This window comes from Fredinandcohnia quinoae (genome assembly GCF_022427965.1).
Classification (GTDB): domain Bacteria; phylum Bacillota; class Bacilli; order Bacillales; family Bacillaceae_L; genus Ferdinandcohnia; species Ferdinandcohnia quinoae.
On the sequence record NZ_JAKTTI010000017.1, the window covers coordinates 26037 to 46160 of the forward strand.

Here is a 20124-nt window from a genome sequence, read left to right on the forward strand (position 1 = left end):
ACCAAAGCTATATGTTTCACTCAACTTTCCAGAAATACAGATAAATGCTAAACTAAAAATGAACTTCAATTAACTTTTCGTAAAGGATAGCAGTCTATGTCAACAAAAAAACAGGATCCACGCGCAATTCGAACACAACGCTTATTGAAGCAAGCCTTTATTGAACTAATGGATGAAAGAGAATTTGAACAAATTACTGTCCAAGATATTTCAGATCGGGCTACCGTAAAAAGAGTAACCTTCTACCTTCATTATAAAGATAAATATGATTTGATGAATCAGTGTATTGATGAAATTCTAAATGATTTGCATGATAGGATTAATGAAAAAGTATCATTCTCAGGTAGTTATGACTTTTTAGAAGAACAACCCCATCCAAGCTTCGTTCAATTATTCCATCATATAGGTGAAAATTATCCTTTTTACAGTGCATTACTTGTAACAAATCGGATTCCAAATTTAGCCTCTGGATTATTGAAAATCATTCATGAATTTATTTCAGAAGGAATTAATCAAATTGAACCAAATGATCAAAATTTAACTGCGGACCGCAACCTGATTATAAAATTTGTTGAATCTGCCTTTTTAGAAGTAATAATTTGGTGGATTGAGAATGGGATGCATCTTTCTGAGAAAGAGATCGCCTTCCAACTTATGAATGTTTCCATTAAAGGCCCATATATTCATAATCCTATGAAGAATGAGTCCTAACAAGAAAAGCACAAGGCACATGTATATCGGCGACAAATACAAAAAAATCCTCTCTTTATATACGAGAGGATTTACTTATATAATCAATTATAGCGCTGTCCAACCACCATCGATGACAAGCTCAGCACCTGTCATGAAGCGAGATTCATCAGATGCGAGGAACAATACACCATGCGCTACATCTTCTGGTTGTCCAAAGTAAGGAAGTTGCGTAAATGTTTTATAGAAAGGTAATGCTTCCTTAAAGGATTCTGCTGTCATAGGTGTTTCAATGATACCAGGGTGAACAGAATTCACTCTAATTTTATCTTTTCCATACTCCACAGCGGCTGATTTTGATAATGAACGTAAGGCACCTTTTGCAGCTGTATAAGGGCTTGAACCAGCCATCCCAACAATTCCACCAATAGAGGAGATATTAATTAAAGAACCTCCACCTACCTTTTGCATCTCCGGAATAACATACTTCATCCCGAGTACACACCCGTTCAAATTAATATCCATTACTTTATTCCATTCTGTCATATCCATTTGTACCATCGTTTTTGGACTAGCTATACCTGCATTATTAACTAAGATATCAACTTTTCCAAAATGATCGATTGTTGTTTGAATGACGTTTTTCCACTCGTCTTCAGACACAACATTATGTTTTAAGCCAATGGCTTCACCGCCATTTGCCTTTATTTCATTAATTACTTCTTGTAATATATCATCCTTAATATCCGTTGCAACTACTTTCGCTCCTTCTTTTGCGAAGAGCTTTGCTTCAGCAGCTCCCATTCCTAAGGCTGCACCAGTAATAATAGCAACTTTCCCTGATAAACGTCCCATCATAATCCATCCCTTCATTATGAAACGATAACATCTCATTTTTCAATATATAGTTCGAAACTACTACCTAGGATATTTATATTATACATAAATACATCTAATTTGTGAAGTAATTTACACTGTGTAAATAAAGTGCCAATACTTACATAAATGTTAGAGATCAAGAAGAATAATTAGGTACTAAAAAAAGCGGCTACCTCCTTGGGTTAACCGCTTTAAAAATTACTATAAAAACGCAGCATTAATGATGATCCTTATGTTCATATTCAGTATCGTTATGCGGCAATTCTCTCGGCACTTCTGATTCTGTACCAGGTTCTACTAGTAAAAATTGCCCCATCATTCCGTCATCCTCGTGCTTTAATAGATGACAGTGATACATGAGTGGATGTTTTGGATCGGCATAATCCCCAAATTCGACAACAATTCTAACCTTTGCTCCATTAGGAATATATACGGTATCCTTTCTACCTCTTTCGTACTCTGGAGGTAGCTTATCATTTATATCCAATACTCGGAATGCAGCATTGTGAACATGAAAATTATGTTCTGACCCGAAATTGTGAATTTCCCAAATCTCACGGGTACCCGCTGGTACAACTTCATCAATTCGATACATGTCCATTGATTTGTCATTAATTTGATTCTGCATCGTCATTTTAAATTGACGTACCTTCGCATCCTTTGGCGCTTCTATCGGTTGCACACTAGAAAGTTGTCCAGTGATAGGTGTTGACTCCGTTAAAGTAGAAGCTGCTACAATTTTTAATAAATCAAACTCACCATTTTCAATACCCGCATTGCCATCGTAACTATGAAGAATCGTCTCATCACCTGGCTCAAATCCAACAACAATTTCCGCACGTTCTCCAGGGCTTAATAGGAAACGTTCCATTTTAACTGGTTCCTCTAATAAGCCAGCATCATTTGCTACAAGTTGAAATGAGCGACCATCTGAAAAACCAAAATGATAGGCTCTAGCATTTGAACCATTAAGTAATCGAAAGCGAACTTGACTAGATGTCACCTCAAGATATGGGTCATATGTTCCATTTACAAGTATTTCATCACCAAGTGTACCAAATGTACCCTCGTCTGATTCTGATAGCTGCCCATCACTTGTAAAAAGTTTATCCTGCACGATAAGTGGAATATCATCGACTCCATAATTAGATGGTAATTTTTTTGAGTCCTCATCATCAATAATAAACATACCGGCTAGCCCCCGGTACACATGTTGTGCTGTTTTTCCATGTAGATGAGGATGGTACCAAGTGGTTGCAGATGGTTGATCAATTGTCCAATATGGTGTCCAAGTCTCTCCGGCTTCAATCATCTGATGCGGCCCTCCATCCATAACCGCTGGCAGTTTCATACCATGCCAATGTACAGTTGATGTCTCACCCAGATTATTCTCAATATCAAAGGCAACCTTATCACCACGCGAAGCTCTAATTGTTGGACCTAAATAAGATCCATTGAAACCCCAAGTATCTGTCATTTTATCTGATAAAAATTCTGTAGTTCCCGATTGCATCGTTAATGAGAAGTGTTTCGTCCCGTCGGCATCAATCTCAGGTTCGAGTAGCTGTGGAATTTTTAATAGATTATCAAAGTTTAATTTCCCGACATTTGTTACTGGTTCCTTACTACAACCAGCTAAACCAAACACAAGTAACATAAAAATTAGGACAAGTATGTAATTATATGATTTCACTTTCCATCTTTACTTCCTTTCCAACTTCAAAATAATGTATTTGCTTAATAAGTTGTTCTTCTTCTCTTACTCAATCATTTAAATTCTACCAAATTAAATAACAACAGGATATTACAATAGATGGTTTTCTTCATTATATGTGAAAGGAATTTTTGATAAATTAGTTCATTCTTCAAGCTCTAAGGCAGTTTACAAAAGAGATTTTTTATTCAATAAACATCTGTCTATAGTAGCACTTATGCATATGGGAAAGTATTTTTAAAGCTAAAAAAAGGCACAGCCCCAAAAGACTATGCCTGAAATATCTATCATTTATTAAAATCAACTTTCTCTACTGATTGATCCAATGTAATTGTTGTTTCAGTCGGCTTCGTTTCAGCAATTATTCTACCGTTTCTGAAAGAGAATCTGACTTTTGCCTGCTTGCGAATTGCTTCATATTCATTTTCTGCAGATAAAACGATGAAATTTGCAGGTTTCCCTTCTTCAATTCCGTATGTTTCTTCAATTTGTAACGTTTTGGCACTATTTGTAGTAATTAAGTCAATTGAGTTTATGATTTGTTCATAGCCCATTAATTGTGAAGCATGAATTCCCATATGCAATACTTGAAGCATATTCCCAGTTCCCAGTGGGTACCATGGGTCAAAAATATCATCATGCCCAAAGCAAACATTTAGCCCTGATTCCTGCAGCTCTTTTACCCGAGTTAGACCTCTACGTTTCGGATATGTATCAAACCTTCCTTGAAGATGAATGTTTACAAGTGGGTTTGATACAAAATTAATAGAAGAAAGCTTTAATAATCTAAATAATTTGTATGTGTAGGCATCATTATAAGAGCCCATTGCCGTTGTATGACTTGCTGTTGTGCGAGTACCTATTCCACGCTCATATGCTTCCTTTGCAACCACTTCAACAAATCGGGATTGTTCATCGTCAATTTCATCACAATGAATATCTACTAATCGATCATATTTTTCCGCTAGATCAAACGCCACTTTTAATGAATCCACACCATATTCCCGGGTAAATTCGAAATGAGGGATTCCTCCAACTACATCTGCACCCATCTTCAATGACTCTTCTAATAGTTCAGCTCCATTTGGAAAAGAGAGAATACCCTCTTGTGGAAAAGCAACTAGCTGAATATTTACATAAGGAGCCATCTCTTCCTTCACTTCAAGCATTGCCTTTAATGCTGTTAATTTTGGATCTGTCACATCTACATGAGTACGGACATGTTGAATCCCTTGGGCAATTTGCCATTTTAATGCTGTTTTTGATCTATTTTTAACATCTTCAAATGTTAATGTTTCTTTTCTTTGTGACCATCTTTGAATTCCTTCAAACAAGGTACCACTTATATTCCACTCTGGTTCACCCGCGGTTAATGTTGTATCTAAATGAATATGTGGTTCAATGAACGGAGGAAGAACGAGTGCTCCTTCTACATCGATTACTTCATGATCAGATACTTCATCTAAGGTTTGTGTCACCTTACTTATCTTTCCATCCTGTACAACAATATTCCATAATCCTTCTTTGCCCCTAAGCTTTGCTTGTTTAATAATCATTGATTAACCCACCTTTTCTTGCATTCAATTTCTATTATTACGAATCTTCACGCTGTGGTACCCACTTCATTAGAATAACATAAAGAACTGCTGTACCTATAAGACCATTAATCGGTGGTATACCAGGAATAAAGTTCGCAGCAATAACTCCGCCGATCCACGCAATAATTGCTAGCCAATTTACCGCTTTAAACTTCATGTCTTCAAACGGCTTATAGTTGCCGCGCTTTAATAAGAAATAATCGACTAATACAATTGCACCTATCGAAGGCAATGTTGATCCCAATATAGTCAAAAATTCAACAAAATTATTGTATAACCACATCGCTGTAATTGTCCCAACAGCACCATTAAAGATAACAATTTTCTTTTTTGAGATTTTCGTAATATTAGCGAACCCTAAGCTTGAAGCATATAAAGCATTTTCATTAGTTGTCCATATATTTAAGCCCAGAACAATGATAGCCGGTATGATTAAACCTTGTAAAAACATAACATCTGATATATCCGATTTATTATAGACAATCGCTCCTACAGCACCAAACAAAAACATTAATGAATTCCCAAGAAAGAATGCAATTACTGTTGAAACTACTCCAGAACGAGTTGTTTTAGCAAATCGTGCAAAGTCTGGTGTCAGTGTCCCACCGCTGATAAATGAGCCAATACAAATCGTTAACGCAGATGCTAGCCCCATTGCTTCAAGTGGCTGATATTCCAAAAGTCCTTGAATCCCACCAGCTGTTTCAGTAGCCTCAAAAACAGAATAGCTCCCTAAAATTGCAATCGATGGAACAGCAACAACTCCCAGTATAGCAAGTGCTTTAATTCCATAGATCGCTGTGATAGTCATTAAAATTCCTGAAATAATAATTAATACATATACATTAAGACCTGTTGCTTTTTGAACCGGAACAGCAAACATGGCAACCCCTACACCGAACCAGCCGACCTGAGTAACACCCAACAAAAGAGAAGATAAATAAGAGCCTTTTTCACCAAAAGCATACTTAGTCAGCAAATGAGTAGATAACCCCGTCTTTGCTGCAATATAAGCAAGTGCACCCGTATAAGCACCAAGAATTAAATTACCAGCTAGGACAATCCAAATAAAATTTATAAATGATAGGCCATTACCTAACGTTCCACCAGACCACATACTTGCTGAAAAAAATGTAAAACCAAGCATAACAGCGAGAATTTTCCAAAATCCAGTTCTATTATTCTGTGGTACAGGTTGTAATGAAAACTCTAAGTCTACCTTTTCCATATATATTCCCCCAAATTTTTGTTTTGTAATTGATCCTTTAATAAGCCTGTACAAAACAACAAAAAGGGGTTTATCGCCATCATCTGACAATAAACCCCATTCATTTACAATACACACAGGCTGCACCTATCTATGCATCCCATGAATGTTATAAACTTCCGCTGTCCTTGTCAGCCTCTCAGGACTGAATTAAAGGTACCCATATTTAATTGTCCTTATTATTGCAAGAAACTAATTTGTTGTCAATGAATAAAAAATGGTACATTTGGAAGTATTATATAATGTAATATGGATTAGAAATTTTAGAATGCTCACCTCTATTGCTCTAACCTTTGCAGAAAAGCTCAGTAACTGTAAATTAATATCTTATTTAAAATAATTATTATGTTCTCGTTGACAAATATTATCAATACTATATAATAATAAATATAAATAAGGAATAATTATAGAAAATACGCTTCCCAGTTGCACTGGACAAGCATTCTATAATTATAAATATATCTTAGGAGGAATTTTACTATGTCTCTAATCGGAAAAGAAATACAAGCATTTAAAGCTTCAGCATATGATGCTGGCAGTGGTGAATTTATCGAGGTTTCTGATGAAAGTTTAAAAGGTCAATGGAGTGTTGTTTGCTTTTACCCAGCTGACTTCACATTCGTTTGCCCAACTGAATTAGAAGATCTTCAAAACGAATATGCTACTCTAAAAGGTCTTGGAGTTGAAGTATTCTCAGTTTCAACTGATACTCATTTTACTCATAAAGCATGGCATGATCATTCAGATGCGATTGGTAAAATCAAATATGTTATGATTGGTGACCCTTCTCAAAAAATTTCTCGTGGCTTTGACGTACTTGATGAAGAAGCTGGTCTTGCTCAACGTGGTACTTTCATCGTTGACCCAGACGGTATCGTTCAAGCTGCTGAAATCAATGCTGACGGTATTGGTCGTGATGCAAGTACTCTTGTTAACAAGATTAAAGCAGCACAATACGTTCGTAACAACCCAGGTGAAGTTTGCCCAGCAAAATGGAAGGAAGGCGCGACTACACTTAAGCCAAGCCTTGATCTAGTAGGGAAAATTTAAGGAGCGCGACCACAAATGATATTAGAAGCAGATATTAAAGCTCAATTAGCCCAATATCTTGAATTGATGGAAGGCGAAGTACTAATTAAAGTAAGCGCGGGAAACGATGACGTTTCTCGCGATATGATGGCACTAGTAGACGAATTAGTCTCCATGTCAGCCAATATTAAAGTTGAGAAAACTGAATTACAAAGAACACCAAGCTTTAGCGTCAATCGAATTGGCGAAGACACAGGTGTAACATTTGCCGGAATTCCTCTTGGACATGAATTCACTTCACTTGTTTTAGCACTTCTACAAGTAAGTGGAAGAGCTCCAAAGGTTGACCAGAAAGTCATTGATCAAGTAAAAGGGATTAAGGGCGAGTATCACTTTGAATCTTATATCAGCTTAAGCTGCCACAACTGTCCTGATGTTGTGCAAGCATTAAACGTAATGAGTATTCTTAATCCTGGTATCTCACATACAATGATTGATGGTGCAGCTTTCAAAGAAGAGGTTGAGAGCAAAGACATTATGGCAGTACCAACCGTATTCCTTAATGGTGAAGAATTTGGCAGTGGTCGTATGTCACTAGAGGAAATTCTTGCGAAGATCGGCAGTGCTCCAGATGCATCAGAATTCGCTAACAAAGATCCATATGATGTACTTGTTGTTGGTGGTGGACCAGCAGGAGCAAGTGCAGCTATCTATGCAGCACGTAAAGGTATCCGTACTGGTATCGTAGCTGAACGCTTTGGTGGCCAAATTATGGACACATTAGGCATTGAGAATTTTATCAGTGTAAGCCGTACAGAAGGTCCTAAGCTTGCAGCAAGTCTTGAAGAGCATGTGAAAGAGTATGACATTGATGTTATGAATTTACAGCGCGCAAAAAGTCTTGAGAAGAAGGACTTTATTGAAGTTGAGTTAGAAAACGGTGCTGTTCTAAAGAGCAAATCTGTTATCCTATCAACTGGTGCTCGCTGGCGTAATGTTGGTGTTCCTGGTGAAGCTGAATTCAAGAACAAAGGTGTAGCATATTGTCCTCATTGTGATGGTCCATTATTTACTGGAAAACACGTTGCAGTAATCGGTGGTGGGAATTCCGGTGTTGAAGCAGCTATTGACCTTGCAGGTATTGTAAAACATGTAACAGTTCTTGAATTTGCATCAGAATTAAAAGCAGATTCTGTACTTCAAGATCGTCTTAACAGTCTACCAAATGCAACAGTTATTAAGAATGCACAAACAAAGGAAATTACCGGTACTGATAAAGTAAATGGTATTACCTATGTTGACCGTGAAACAGGCGAGGAACATCATGTTGAATTACAAGGTGTATTCGTTCAAATCGGTCTTGTTCCTAATACTGATTGGTTAGGTGAAACACTTGAACGTACAAGAATGGGTGAAATTGTTGTAGATAAGCATGGTGCTACTAACATCCCTGGTGTGTTTGCAGCAGGTGACTGTACGGACAGTGCTTATAAACAAATCATTATTTCAATGGGATCAGGTGCAACTGCAGCATTAGGTGCATTTGATTATCTAATCCGTAATTAAAATTAAAGCTAGAAAAGACGAATTGATATGTCTTTTCTAGCTTTTTTTACTTACTTGCGTTCTCCGCCTCAATCCTGCTCATAAATTCCTCCGCTGCAATATATCCTTGCTGTCTCAAGTACCAGTTATTTGCCGCAGCCTCAATTAACCCCGCTACGTCACGTCCAGGTTGTAATTGAATTTCAATAGATGGGATCTTAACACCCATAAAATCAGTATGGTGAAATTCTTGATCTAAATCATTGTATAAGGCGTCTTTTTCCCATTTCGTTAAATTAATCTCAAGAGCAATACGAGTTTCATCTTGAAATGCCTTACGACCATATAAGCGAACTACGTTCAACAGTCCTATGCTGCGGAGGGCTAAAAATTCTCTCGTTTTCTCATCATGTGTACCAAGAATTGTCTGAGCACTTAGCTTCTTTAAGACAACAATGTCATCAGCAACTAACCTATGTCCTCTGCGAATTAACGTATGTGCGGTCTCACTTTTTCCTACCCCTGATTGACCTCGAAGTAAAATCCCAATACCTGACACATTCAAGCAAACTCCATGTACCGCAATTTCCGGTGCTAATTCCTTCACCAAATAAGCATCCAATTTTGTAATAAATTCAGAAGTCGATTCAGGCTCCTTTGTTACTAACAAAGGGATACCTTCTTGAATGCAATGGTGTGTTAAATAAGTAAGCCCTTCTTCACCAGCTGTAACAATAAAACAAGGTGGATGATATTTAACAATATTTCCGATTCGGATTTTCCGCTCCTCTTTACTTAACTTATGTAAATAGGTAATTTCCTTTTTCCCTAAAATTTGCACTCGCTCTGTTGGAAAAAAATCAAAGTGGCCTACAAATTCAAGGCCTGGACGATGCACCCTTGATTGTGTAATCACCTTCTGCAGCTTACTCTCACCTGCCACTATTTTCAATGAAAATGTACGAACTACGTTTTCAACTGTTATCTTTTTCACTCTATACTCACCGTCCTCAATGCCCATCTTTATTTGAATTATACTTAAGAATACTGGAATCGTCACCCATTAAAAAAATGAAAATACCCCAAACATTTCGTCTAGGGTATTCAATCGGTACAAGCTAGTAGATTACAAATGTTAATCAACAAGGATTCTCTTCCTTCCAGTTCCGCCCATCGTAGATCTTGTAGGACTTCCTCCCATTAATTCTTGTAAAATACGAACCAAAAAACGATGTATTTGCAGATTAGAGTAATCTTTATAGTCCAAGCTGAAGCGGTTTGCCAAATAATAAAGGTACACTTCTCGTTCAACTGATTCATTATTTAGGCAAAGCATGGCAATCATCATATCCTCCATTACCTTGCCTCCAAGCCTCAGCACCTCTTTCGCAAAATAGCGCTGAATAATTGGATGAATCGTGCTCTGACCGATGCCAGCATAAGGGGTATGAATGACATTAAGAGTATTAAATTCGGTAGAAAAATCCTCAAAGTTTTGATAGTCTGACCTTAAACGTGCACCTTTTTTTAACTTATAACGTGCAAGCTCAAGCTCATTTGGCAGGATCTCTGTATTTTCATCTAGAAGAAGTTCTGTTTGATACTTAATAAAGTCTTTCTCCTTTTTCTCTGGATGGAAGCGCATCTTTATAATGGTTTCATTCCCGGAAATTTCATATCCAATCTTTTGATCTTGTTCAATATAATAGAGATGACCATGAAGTTTGACGATTCCCTTCGTTACGGTTAGACTACTATTCTCATTGACAATGACATTTGCTCCTGTTATGATTCCATCTGAATAATCCTGATAATAAATGTCCATCAAATGCCGAGGATAGTCACGCAGTTGCTCTAGCATTTCTAATTTCAGAATCCGTCCTTTTTGAAAGGTAGGATAAAAATTGGTTGGCAAGCCTTTTCCCCCTTTCTTTGCGCTCTTACTTCATCCCGTTAAAGAAATCAAGCTCGGATAATTCATTTTCAAAGGCAAAATAATGTTTCTTTGCCCAATAGAGCTGTTCGTGTTCCCTAGCAATTGGCAGAAGATGAAAGCCCCAATTGTTCTCATCCGCAAATACAAAAAACTTAACCTCACCATTTCCAATCGTATCTGTCTCATCCTGTGGGATTTTATCGCCAAAGGTTTCTTTAATTTCCTCAAAAAGAACGGGTGTATAGCTTTTACTATCATTCCAATATATTAATTTCCTTCTGATATCGCCTTCATTGCCACGAAGGAAAAATTCAACTTCTTTTACAGTCACCGGTCTTGATATCGATCCCCTTACAACACTCATTCGTTTTAATGAACTGATTAGCACCTTTTCCACTTGTGTGTGTGTGTACGCACTCACTGAATAAGGAGTAATCGGAGCATCATTTGTAATACTTGCTTCAACCTTCCCTAATTTTCGATCGCTAATATACCGAATCGCACCACGTAGGCAAGCTAATTTCAATTCTGGAACCTTACCTTGCTCCTCAGACTTTTGTCGAAACTCAATCGTTCTTCCTGGGACAAACTCTTTGAGTGCTTCGCGAAATACATCAATTCTACAGGACTGTCCAGTTAGCTTTATGATGGAATAATGCTGAAGTCGACCCTCTTGGAAAAAGTCATCAAGGAACATTCGGACGATTTCATAAATATCTGCTTTTATTAGGTGATTCATTTCTTGAATATTGAAGACCATATCAGGATAGTCATACACATCATTGAATTGCTCATTATCAATAATTGACAGGAACCAGCGATCCACAGCTGTCACGAGTAGATCATTTTCATGAAGATTTCCTTCCTCTGAATGGAATCGATTTCGGACAACCCCTGTTTTACGAAAGAATTCCTTCTTCATGGAATCTGCGAGCTCCCATAGAAAGTAAAAATTATGGCGGACTCGCTGGTATTCTTCACGGCTTCGATTTTCAAAGAGTTTAAACTTCGTTGGCAGAATACCCTCTACTTGATGATACTGTTGTTCTAGCCTTTCATAGACTGAATTTACACCGAATTCGTCTACATGTCGGAATATGTCTGCCCCTGGGATCTCGATTAATTGGTCAATATCTAGAATCCTTCCATTTTTAGAATAATAGTGTGCAAATGAAATTTTCAGATATTGAAAGATACGGTAGGTGATATTATTTCCACCAAAATTCGTCTCACCATTCTCATATGTTGTATGAATATCAAGCTTATACGAAATTCGATTATCCCTAATTTGGAATCTGCATGAGGATAGATCTGTTGTACCTCCTCCACAATCAATCACGAGAGCGTGATACTCTTCTTCATCTAAAAATTGATTCTTCTCAATCGTATTCGCAATCGTATTGTACAGAACTGCCATTCCTTCATCTAATGCCTGTTCCGTTTCGATCGTATATTCTGGTAATATAGCTTGAAACATATCAAGAAATTGTGACTTAAGTTTGACTGGACTTGAAATATGCAAATGATTGAAGCGGCATTTCAGCTGATGCTCAGCTGTTCCAATAATGTACTTCAAATAGGAGCGAAGTAGATCCTTTCGGGCGACCTTTGCTGTATTTCCATGGCTGTCCATAATCTCTTCTTCCTTCAAATAATCATTGACCCATCGTTTTATTCCATGGAATACGGTTGCATGACTACTGAAGCCATTTTTTTTCATTGCTTTCAATGCCTCAAATCCATAACTATATTGAATATTTTCCTGATCCTCGCAATTAATCACTGCGATAACGGTCGGCAATAGCTCAATCCATTCCTCTTCCTTCTCCATTACTTGTGGAAAGGAAATATAGTTAATTGCATTTGGGCGTATTCTCCCCATTATGATATCTTGCTCATTTGGAAGCAGCACATAATCATCATCAAGGTACGCCCCTGCTGTCGTATTCGATGTGCCAAAATCAATAGCAAGAACAGCCTTTGTCGACTCTAGTGTACGAATTTCAAGTTCTTCAACTGGAATTTGATAATACCGTAGATTTGTAGGCGGCAATGCGCGATCTTGATAATATGCCTTATATAAGTAATCAGAATCCTCTTTCCGAAAAAAGAGTAAACTATACTGTTGATTATTCGTTTCCTTCATTTCCAATTGTCCTGAAGTCATTAGGACAAAGCTTCCTGGCTTCTCCACGTCTTGTCGAAGAGTCAATATTCCACATAACTCCATCTTTTCATTGATGACCAACACATTTGATACGCCAATTCCACTGCCAGCTTCAACACGATATTGATCCCGTCTATCCATTTTTAATCCCTTATATAATGTTAGCTTTGCAGGAACCTGTATTTTATGCTGATCTGAAAGTGGCGTTCGCAAATAGTTTTTTAAGGTCTGTTCAAGCCTTTGAAATCCGCCATCTTTAAAGTCATTGATTAGAAGATGCTCCTTTGCGCCTAAATATCTCAGAATCGTCTCGATTAACCCATTTCGATCTAGTTTGTAAATCATTCCAACGACAAGCTTCTCCTTATAACAAATATTTCTAAGGTGAAATGTTGTCATTTCCTCGAGCTCTTCCCGTGTGTATGTTAGATTGCTTCGTCTTTTCTCTGTACCCTGATACAGTTTGTATGAATAGCTTCCCATCTCTAATCGCCCCCCTCAATACAGCGCAATTCGGTCAATACGCATCGTTTTCTCAATATCAATGATTCCAAAATGATACTGCCAATACATTTCAACATGGTACGAAATCGGTAAAAACAAATTCATGATTAGTTTCATTTTTGCCATTGCTTCTTCCGTTTCCTTCTGACCAATATAGATAAGCAGCTCATCTTTTTCATCACAATTGACATATACCGTTGTACTCTTAAAAATTTGACTGATTGAATCCTTTAATAAATAGATTGTCTCACCGGTTTCATGAAGACGAAGAATATTGTTTGCAATGATCTCCTTCTCTACCCGCTGAAAATATGAAAAATCGTGCGTAACCTCTTCCCCATATACTCCCGATTGAATGTCATTCATTAAAAAGTGAATATAGAATTCCCTTCTGCTCATACCTTGCATGACATCAATTTCGACGAGTAGATGGGTGACGATATCAAATAGTGTCCATCTAAGTTCCTGGCTTTCGTTGAAATTAATATCTAATAATTGATGGAATATGGAGTGGAATCGATAATATGGATTGATTTCAACATTCGATTCAATCAAATGCGTATTTAAATGCTCATAGCTAAGCTCCATATATGGTGAGTAGATAGTCGCGGGAGTAAAAGTTAGATCCTTCCTTTGTAACCCAGCACTCTCTGCCTTGATTACTAGATCCCAAATGTAATTCATTTCAAGACACCCTCACAACGATACTCTGGGAAAAAACTTTGTATCTCAGAAACAAGAAAACTAATTAAATCATAAATGAGATAATCATCTTCTAGTTCAGAATCAAAGGTTATTCGTAGCACCTTTTTATTTTGATCAATTCTTATATTTTCACTTACAAAAGGGTTCATATCATATGTATTTGATTCTCTTTCCCTTTCTTCAATAACAGTAAGGTCGATTAGCTTCAAACTTGTAGCTGCTTCGAATGAATCGATCATTCTGAATAATTCCCCTTTAGTTCTGATGGTTCTAGATTGCAGATTAGCATAACGGTTAAGGAAACGATCCTTTCTCTTATTTGAAACAAGAGTATACGGATAGTCTGTCTCATTTATCTCTTTTGGTTGGGTGATTTTAATAATATTCCACTGTTTTGATTCCTCTACTGGAGATACGACCACTAAGGACTCTGGTAGTCGCTTCATAAATCTTATATTTGTTTCCTCCGAATCTATCAAATAACCATTTCCTGTTCCATGTTTTTGAATGGAAAGATTATGCTCATAATTGACTCGGTCAAGTGCTGGAAATGGAAACCCAGCGGTTGTAATATTCAAGCGTTGAATATTCCAGAGAGGAATAATATCTGTTCGTTTAAAGGCGTCCCATTCTTGTAAATGTATGGATATCTCCTGAACTACCTCACCTTCCTGCAGTTCACCATTCATACTTCGTAAATGAATATCAAAAAACTTATTAGCATATGGATGATTAACAGTTTTCCAGGAAAGGGCACTTTTTAAAAAGGATATATATAGTTTTTCAATTTCCAAAAGATACTTTTGACTTTGCTGCAGGACAACCTCAATGCTATATTCACCTTTATTCGTGATCATTTTCCCTTGGAATAATGGCTTGTTAGCTATCAACTTCTGGATCATTGGATAATCACAAGCAAGGAAAAGGGTATATAAAAATATGTCTCGTTTTTCACTCAATGCCATATTGATACTCTTTGGATGTAAGACAGGTACAGCTAAATCTTCCTCAAGCATCGGATAGAGAAAGTCATGAATTGGATCAATATCTTTACGAGGGCAAATCGTTACATAAATCGTATGCATTTCCTCAGAATCAACAATTTCACTAAAAATCCGATCCTCTAATCTCGCATTCATTTCTTCTTGATAGGTAGCAAGACTCGTAAATAATCCCGAAACAATACTCTTCAATTGCTTGCGCTGCTCCAAGTCCTCCATCTGGTTGATTCGATCTTGTACAATATCCTTTAATGACATGTTATGTGACCCCCTTTCCTTTATTCTTCATTTCCAGCTTGTTGAAGGGCCTGTTCCTGTTGCGCCAACGCTTTCTTTTCACCAGCTTGCATCGCTTTATCAATTAGACTTGCCTCCTGATAAAGCTGCTGTGCCATTGAAAAGGAAGCAATTGCCTGTCCATAATTTTGAGTCGCTAAAAACCCATCCCCTTTTTTCTCCAAACGCTCTGCGTCCATCACCTGAGTCTCTATCTCTTGCTCTGATCGTTCCGTTTTCATTGTCTCTTGAATCTTTGCCATCTTACGTTCCATTGCTAATACCTTTTCAAGCATATCAATTTCTTGATAGATCTCTTGAGCCCCTGCAAAAGCTGTCATCGCCTCTTCTAGATCATTCATTTTTTCACTTTGGTCCCCGCTTTTTTCAAGCTTTTCTGCATCAAGCTTTCTTAATTCACGTTCTATTTCTGCTATTCTCGTTTCAGCATCCACCATTTTTTCTTGAATAAGCTTCTGACCGTTTGTGTAAGATACTTCAATCGCAGCTTTCTTCGCCTTTTCAAAAATGGCAAGTGCAGCAACGTAATCCTTCGCTGCCAGCTTCAAGTCTGCCTCTTTCATTGAATCCAATACACCTTGCACATTGGAAGCCTGTTCAATTTTTGCCTCTAAATCTTTTTTGTCAAATTGTTTTAATGACTTCGATTCCTTTTTCGCCTTTTCATAGAACTCAATTGCCTTCACATAATCGCCCTCTGCAAGCATCGAGTCACCTTGAGCAACCAAATGAGCAACCCTTTGTTTCTTCCCATATAACTCACGGTGAATCGGATCCTTTATCCTTTTTGCGGCATTTTTGGCTTCACTGTATTCCTTAGCAGCAGCTGCATAGTCTTTGTCTTCTAAATAGGTGTCTCCATTTTGGCTATATTCAGCCATATCAGCGACCCATTGTGCTCTTTGTTGGGCATTCTTCACCATGAAGAATGCTCCTCCTCCTCCAAGTAAGAGAATCGGAATTAAGATAAGTGCTATCCGCTTGAAGATCCTTGCTCGTTTCTTCGGGTCCTCTTGAAAGACCTTGTCAACCATAATTGCAGCAGCCGTGTAGTTTGATACATTTTGTTTTTGCTTGCTTAAGATAATTTCCTCAAGTGTATCCACTAGCTTCTGGCCACCTTTGGCCTCATTGACTGCATCCAACATTTCAGTGCTTTCAACATTCTCCCAAAGACCTGCCGTACACAATAGAAGAGCGTCTCCGTCATTTAACCGTATTTTCTTTGATACAAATGGATTGAATTCACTAGGCATTCCCATATATGTCAGCAAATTATATCTTTCATCATGTGTATCTATTCGATCAAATGAGATTTTCTCTTCATCCGCATATGTTTGAGCCAGACTTAAATCATTGCTTTTTTGAAATAGAACATCATTTCGATACACATACAAGCGTGTATGTCCGGCTACCGCCCAGACCATTTTTGAATAATTCGACACAACCATCGTAAGGCTTGCTTTTAGTCGGAAACGCTTGCTTTCAGATTGAAGTAATTTGTGAGCTGTACGCATATACTTTTTTATTTTACGTCTCGACATCGTTGGTTTTTCGAGAAATTTGCCAATGATTGTCTTCACCGCAAGCTCTGCACTTTCAATTTCCTGATCCGTGTCAAGCCCATCGGCAATCACCCAGCATGCAAAATCATCAAGCTCAACGAAGGCAAAATAATCTTTATTGTGAATGGAACTCCCTGCTTCGGACAGGAATGCCGTTTCAAACTTGCTGTTTTCCTTTCTCAATGCAATTTCCAGCTCCTTCCTCTTAAATTCCCTCTTTAAAACACAGCAAGGCTTACCATGATTTCTCTAAAATAATGATTGTTGCATTATCCTGATGCTTAAGTCCTTTACCATCGATTCGATTAATAATTTCTTCCGCTGCTTCAATTGGCAACATGGGCTTTTCTAAGATTTCACATAGCTCCAGCTCTGTTAGGCTGTTATAAACACCATCCGTGCACAGAACAATCTTATCCCCTTTTTTCAAAGAAAGCGGTTCTCCAATTTCCATACTTTTAAACCCTTCAAATCCTAAATAATTAATAAGTCTTTTTCTCTGTGGATTTTCCATTGCCTGCTGTTTCGTAATTTGTCCTGATAAATATTGCTCCTCTAGTAAAGAACCTAACGTATGCTTCTCATTAACATTGACTAGATGCCCATTTCGATATAAAGCAATAATACTATCGCCCACCGCTCCCCAATGTAGATAATTATGAGAAATGGCGGCACAGGCTAAGGTTGTCCCCCCACTTGCTCCACTTAGGGATTTCAATATTTCTTGATTACTTTGATGTGCAGCACGTGAGAAAAAGTCATGAAGCTTAATAAAGCGGTCAAGCTTCATAAATTCCCTTACAAAGGTTGTTACAGCCAGGGTACTTGCCATTCTTCCATTTGCTAATCCACTAATGCCATCGGCAACAACTGCAAGGGTATGCCCTTCCGATATGACTGTTGAAAAATAATCATCCTGTTCTTCCCTTTTTCCAATTGTTTGTCCATTTCCTATTAAAATTTCATCCACTTCCTGTGGAGTTTGTACAATGCGCCGGGCATACAATAAGATAAAAATAAGACATACAAGGCATAATAAAATGATATAGGGGCTAAAAGTTTGGTCAGCAAACATTTATTTTACGCCTCCTGATGCTGAAGTTGATGATGTTCCCACTCAAAGTGAACGCCACAAAGCGGCAAGAAAATGAACTTGCTTCGCCCTAGCTGTATGACATCATAACCTTGGAGTTCTACAGGAGAATAGACAGCTTCATTATTGTGATAGGCAAGTCCTGATGCATCACCAGGTAATAGATAAAAATTTCGTTGCTTCGGATCATACACAATTACCGCATGATTACGCCTAGAAATTGTATTGTCACCTAGAATACGAATATGCATTTCATCAGATCGACCAATGAAATTTTTCTCCGCATAAATTTTAAAATCTTGTCCAAGTGGTGGTCCTTCAATACAAACCAACCAGCCTGTTACTGGCTCTACACCTTCTGTTTCACCTAAATATGGCATTGTTTTATCATCATCACTTGGTTGAATCACTCGATTATTGCTAGGATTAATCGTTGTTTCAACTGCTACATTGCAGTACGGACACAGACTTCCATGCCTTCTCGAACTAAACATATGACCATTTTTGCAGCGTGTTAAACTCATTTTTATCACCCTTCCCTAAATTTCCTATTAAGTGTCATTCATTTTACTAAAATACGTGTATTTGCCAGGAATATCATGTCACCAAAGTGAAGTTCACTTGGGTTATCACTCTGTAATTTTTGTGGGGAACGTTCACCCAGCTTTCTTAAGCCCACCCCATTTTCAGACTCTAAATCCTCAATGAACCAGCTTCCTGAAGAAAAGTTTAGGACTGCGTGTTCTTTACTAATGAGTGAAGCATAATCAACATCTGATAAATCGATATCTACCTCATGGTCTGGGGAGCTTTTTCCAATTAGCATCGAAGGAATACCCTGGATATACCATTCCTTCAAGCTCTCACCTTCATGATCTAACAACACAAGCTTATTAATTTTTGTATCGTTGAACTCTTCATTTGGATCTTTCTTCGTTTTAACAATCAGCAGCCACACAAGTGTGATGACTAGCATAATGGCTACAAGAATTTTTAGTAGTAATTGAGAATTAATGAAATATGTATAAATAAGAGCAAAGATGATTGTTATAACGATGAGGCTATCAATCACAATGATTGCTTTAGGTTTGTTCTCTTTTTCATGCGAAGAATCATCTACCTTCACTACCCAACCCTCCATTTATCTTCTGCCAAAGTATTGATTAAACATTTCCGATGTATCCAATGGATTTTTCTTTTGTTGCTCTCCCTTTTTTCGTGTTGATTCTTTCGTTTTTGGATTAAAGCCAAAAAACTGCTCAAAGGTTTGATGGACTGCTGCAGGGTCAAATCCATGATTACTCATTTCTCCATTTGCATGTTTTGATTGAGTATCACCATTTGGAGCATGCTGCTTAATTCCTTGTTTCGCGTCGTACTTTTCTCTTAATGTAGTTGAATATAGCGTTTCATAAGCTATTTTGATTGCTTTAAAACGACTCTCTGCATCTGGATCCCCATGATTTACATCTGGATGATATTTCTTTGCTAATCGCCTGTAAGCATTTTTTACCTCATCCCTTGTTGCACTAGGTTCAATCCCTAATTGATCATAATAATTATTCATCAGCTCAAATCCTTGTAATTTTTAGTGAAGTGGTTTATCTATTTTTAATACGAACAATAAGAGGCGGAAAGCCTCTTATCGTCCTGTAAAAAAATTATTGGAAGTTTCCGTCGATGACCACTTCGTCTGTCTTGTCTTTTTTCTGTTTAATTAATAATTCGAAGCTTCCTACGCCTTGGGAATCTCCAAAAATCTCACTGTAATCCACAACAAATGCATGTGGTAAAGTAAATTTACGCACAATTTGTCCAGCTGCTTCTACTTCTAATGTAACTTCACGATAAGCCTCAAGCTTCTCTGCTGGAACAGTAGACCATTCAGCAAGCTTAATTGTGTCATCTGCTCCATCTTCAGTAGTTGCAGTTAGGATTTTACCTTTAATTTTGAGTGTTGCACCCACATCTGTTGAACGTGCATTTGTATCATCTGGTGTATCAGTGCCAAACACTGCCTCCTCAATATTTCTAACTCCTAACTCAATTGTTTCTCCTGCTCCTTCTACCCTAAGCCTAAATCCCATACAAAAATCCTCCTTTTGTTTATTGATACTTTTCACAGGCATTTTTT

The 20124-nt window shown here is 37.6% G+C and carries 18 protein-coding genes; 3 read left to right on the forward strand and 15 right to left on the reverse strand.

Going from position 1 to position 20124, the window contains the following annotated elements; genetic code table 11:
• Positions 1 to 96 precede the first annotated feature (96 nt).
• A complete protein-coding gene (locus MJG50_RS11640; RefSeq protein WP_240255906.1) occupies positions 97 to 711 on the forward strand; it encodes a TetR/AcrR family transcriptional regulator in 615 nt (204 codons plus the stop codon).
• Positions 712 to 798: 87 nt separating this feature from the next.
• On the opposite strand, the gene MJG50_RS11645 is transcribed toward MJG50_RS11640, so the two are convergent.
• From MJG50_RS11645 to codB, 4 genes are all read right to left on the reverse strand, one after another.
• Positions 799 to 1545 (reverse strand): SDR family NAD(P)-dependent oxidoreductase, encoded by a 747-nt coding sequence (locus MJG50_RS11645; protein WP_240255907.1) that lies wholly within the window; start codon positions 1543 to 1545, stop codon positions 799 to 801.
• A gap of 241 nt (positions 1546 to 1786) precedes the next feature.
• Positions 1787 to 3226, reverse strand: coding sequence for a multicopper oxidase family protein (locus MJG50_RS11650; protein WP_240255908.1), 1440 nt, complete (start codon positions 3224 to 3226; stop codon positions 1787 to 1789).
• Positions 3227 to 3570: 344 nt separating this feature from the next.
• Positions 3571 to 4839, reverse strand: a complete 1269-nt coding sequence (locus tag MJG50_RS11655; RefSeq protein ID WP_240255909.1) for a cytosine deaminase — start codon at positions 4837 to 4839, stop codon at positions 3571 to 3573.
• A 37-nt stretch (positions 4840 to 4876) separates the two neighbouring features.
• Positions 4877 to 6109 (reverse strand): cytosine permease, encoded by a 1233-nt coding sequence (codB, locus tag MJG50_RS11660; protein ID WP_240255910.1) that lies wholly within the window; start codon positions 6107 to 6109, stop codon positions 4877 to 4879.
• A gap of 519 nt (positions 6110 to 6628) precedes the next feature.
• On the opposite strand from codB, the gene ahpC reads away from it, so the two are divergent.
• Together ahpC and ahpF are read left to right on the forward strand one after the other, a co-directional pair.
• Positions 6629 to 7198: an alkyl hydroperoxide reductase subunit C gene (gene ahpC, locus MJG50_RS11665; protein ID WP_240255911.1), complete on the forward strand. Its 570-nt coding sequence runs from the start codon at positions 6629 to 6631 to the stop codon at positions 7196 to 7198.
• A 15-nt stretch (positions 7199 to 7213) separates the two neighbouring features.
• Complete coding sequence (gene ahpF / locus MJG50_RS11670) at positions 7214 to 8743, forward strand: alkyl hydroperoxide reductase subunit F (protein ID WP_240255912.1); 1530 nt, start codon at positions 7214 to 7216, stop codon at positions 8741 to 8743.
• Between the two features lie 46 nt (positions 8744 to 8789).
• On the opposite strand, the gene hprK is transcribed toward ahpF, so the two are convergent.
• The 11 genes from hprK to MJG50_RS11725 all read right to left on the reverse strand — a co-directional run bounded on the left by hprK (position 8790) and on the right by MJG50_RS11725 (position 20077).
• A complete protein-coding gene (gene hprK / locus MJG50_RS11675) occupies positions 8790 to 9716 on the reverse strand; it encodes an HPr(Ser) kinase/phosphatase (RefSeq protein WP_240255913.1) in 927 nt (308 codons plus the stop codon).
• Positions 9717 to 9857: 141 nt separating this feature from the next.
• Positions 9858 to 10637, reverse strand: a complete 780-nt coding sequence (locus tag MJG50_RS11680) for a DNA and RNA helicase (RefSeq protein ID WP_240255914.1) — start codon at positions 10635 to 10637, stop codon at positions 9858 to 9860.
• Between the two features lie 25 nt (positions 10638 to 10662).
• Positions 10663 to 13308 (reverse strand): molecular chaperone, encoded by a 2646-nt coding sequence (locus tag MJG50_RS11685; protein WP_240255915.1) that lies wholly within the window; start codon positions 13306 to 13308, stop codon positions 10663 to 10665.
• A 15-nt stretch (positions 13309 to 13323) separates the two neighbouring features.
• Positions 13324 to 14013, reverse strand: a complete 690-nt coding sequence (locus tag MJG50_RS11690; RefSeq protein ID WP_240255916.1) for an iron-dependent peroxidase — start codon at positions 14011 to 14013, stop codon at positions 13324 to 13326.
• A complete protein-coding gene (locus MJG50_RS11695; protein ID WP_240255917.1) occupies positions 14010 to 15293 on the reverse strand; it encodes a normocyte-binding protein in 1284 nt (427 codons plus the stop codon). The genes MJG50_RS11690 and MJG50_RS11695 overlap by 4 nt, the downstream gene beginning before the upstream one ends.
• Positions 15294 to 15313: 20 nt before the next feature.
• Positions 15314 to 17080 carry a serine/threonine protein phosphatase gene (locus MJG50_RS11700; RefSeq protein WP_240255918.1) on the reverse strand — a complete coding sequence of 589 codons (1767 nt, stop codon included), beginning with the start codon at positions 17078 to 17080 and terminating at the stop codon, positions 15314 to 15316.
• 52 nt (positions 17081 to 17132) lie between these two features.
• Positions 17133 to 17972 (reverse strand): PP2C family protein-serine/threonine phosphatase, encoded by an 840-nt coding sequence (locus MJG50_RS11705; RefSeq protein ID WP_240255919.1) that lies wholly within the window; start codon positions 17970 to 17972, stop codon positions 17133 to 17135.
• 5 nt (positions 17973 to 17977) lie between these two features.
• On the reverse strand, positions 17978 to 18514 hold the full coding sequence (locus MJG50_RS11710) for an FHA domain-containing protein (RefSeq protein WP_240255920.1): 537 nt from the start codon (positions 18512 to 18514) through the stop codon (positions 17978 to 17980).
• Between the two features lie 38 nt (positions 18515 to 18552).
• A complete protein-coding gene (locus MJG50_RS22335) occupies positions 18553 to 19116 on the reverse strand; it encodes an FHA domain-containing protein (protein WP_240255921.1) in 564 nt (187 codons plus the stop codon).
• Between the two features lie 15 nt (positions 19117 to 19131).
• A complete protein-coding gene (locus MJG50_RS11720) occupies positions 19132 to 19557 on the reverse strand; it encodes a DnaJ domain-containing protein (RefSeq protein WP_240255922.1) in 426 nt (141 codons plus the stop codon).
• 94 nt (positions 19558 to 19651) lie between these two features.
• On the reverse strand, positions 19652 to 20077 hold the full coding sequence (locus tag MJG50_RS11725; RefSeq protein WP_240255923.1) for a membrane-associated protease 1: 426 nt from the start codon (positions 20075 to 20077) through the stop codon (positions 19652 to 19654).
• Between the last annotated feature and the right edge of the window lie 47 nt (positions 20078 to 20124).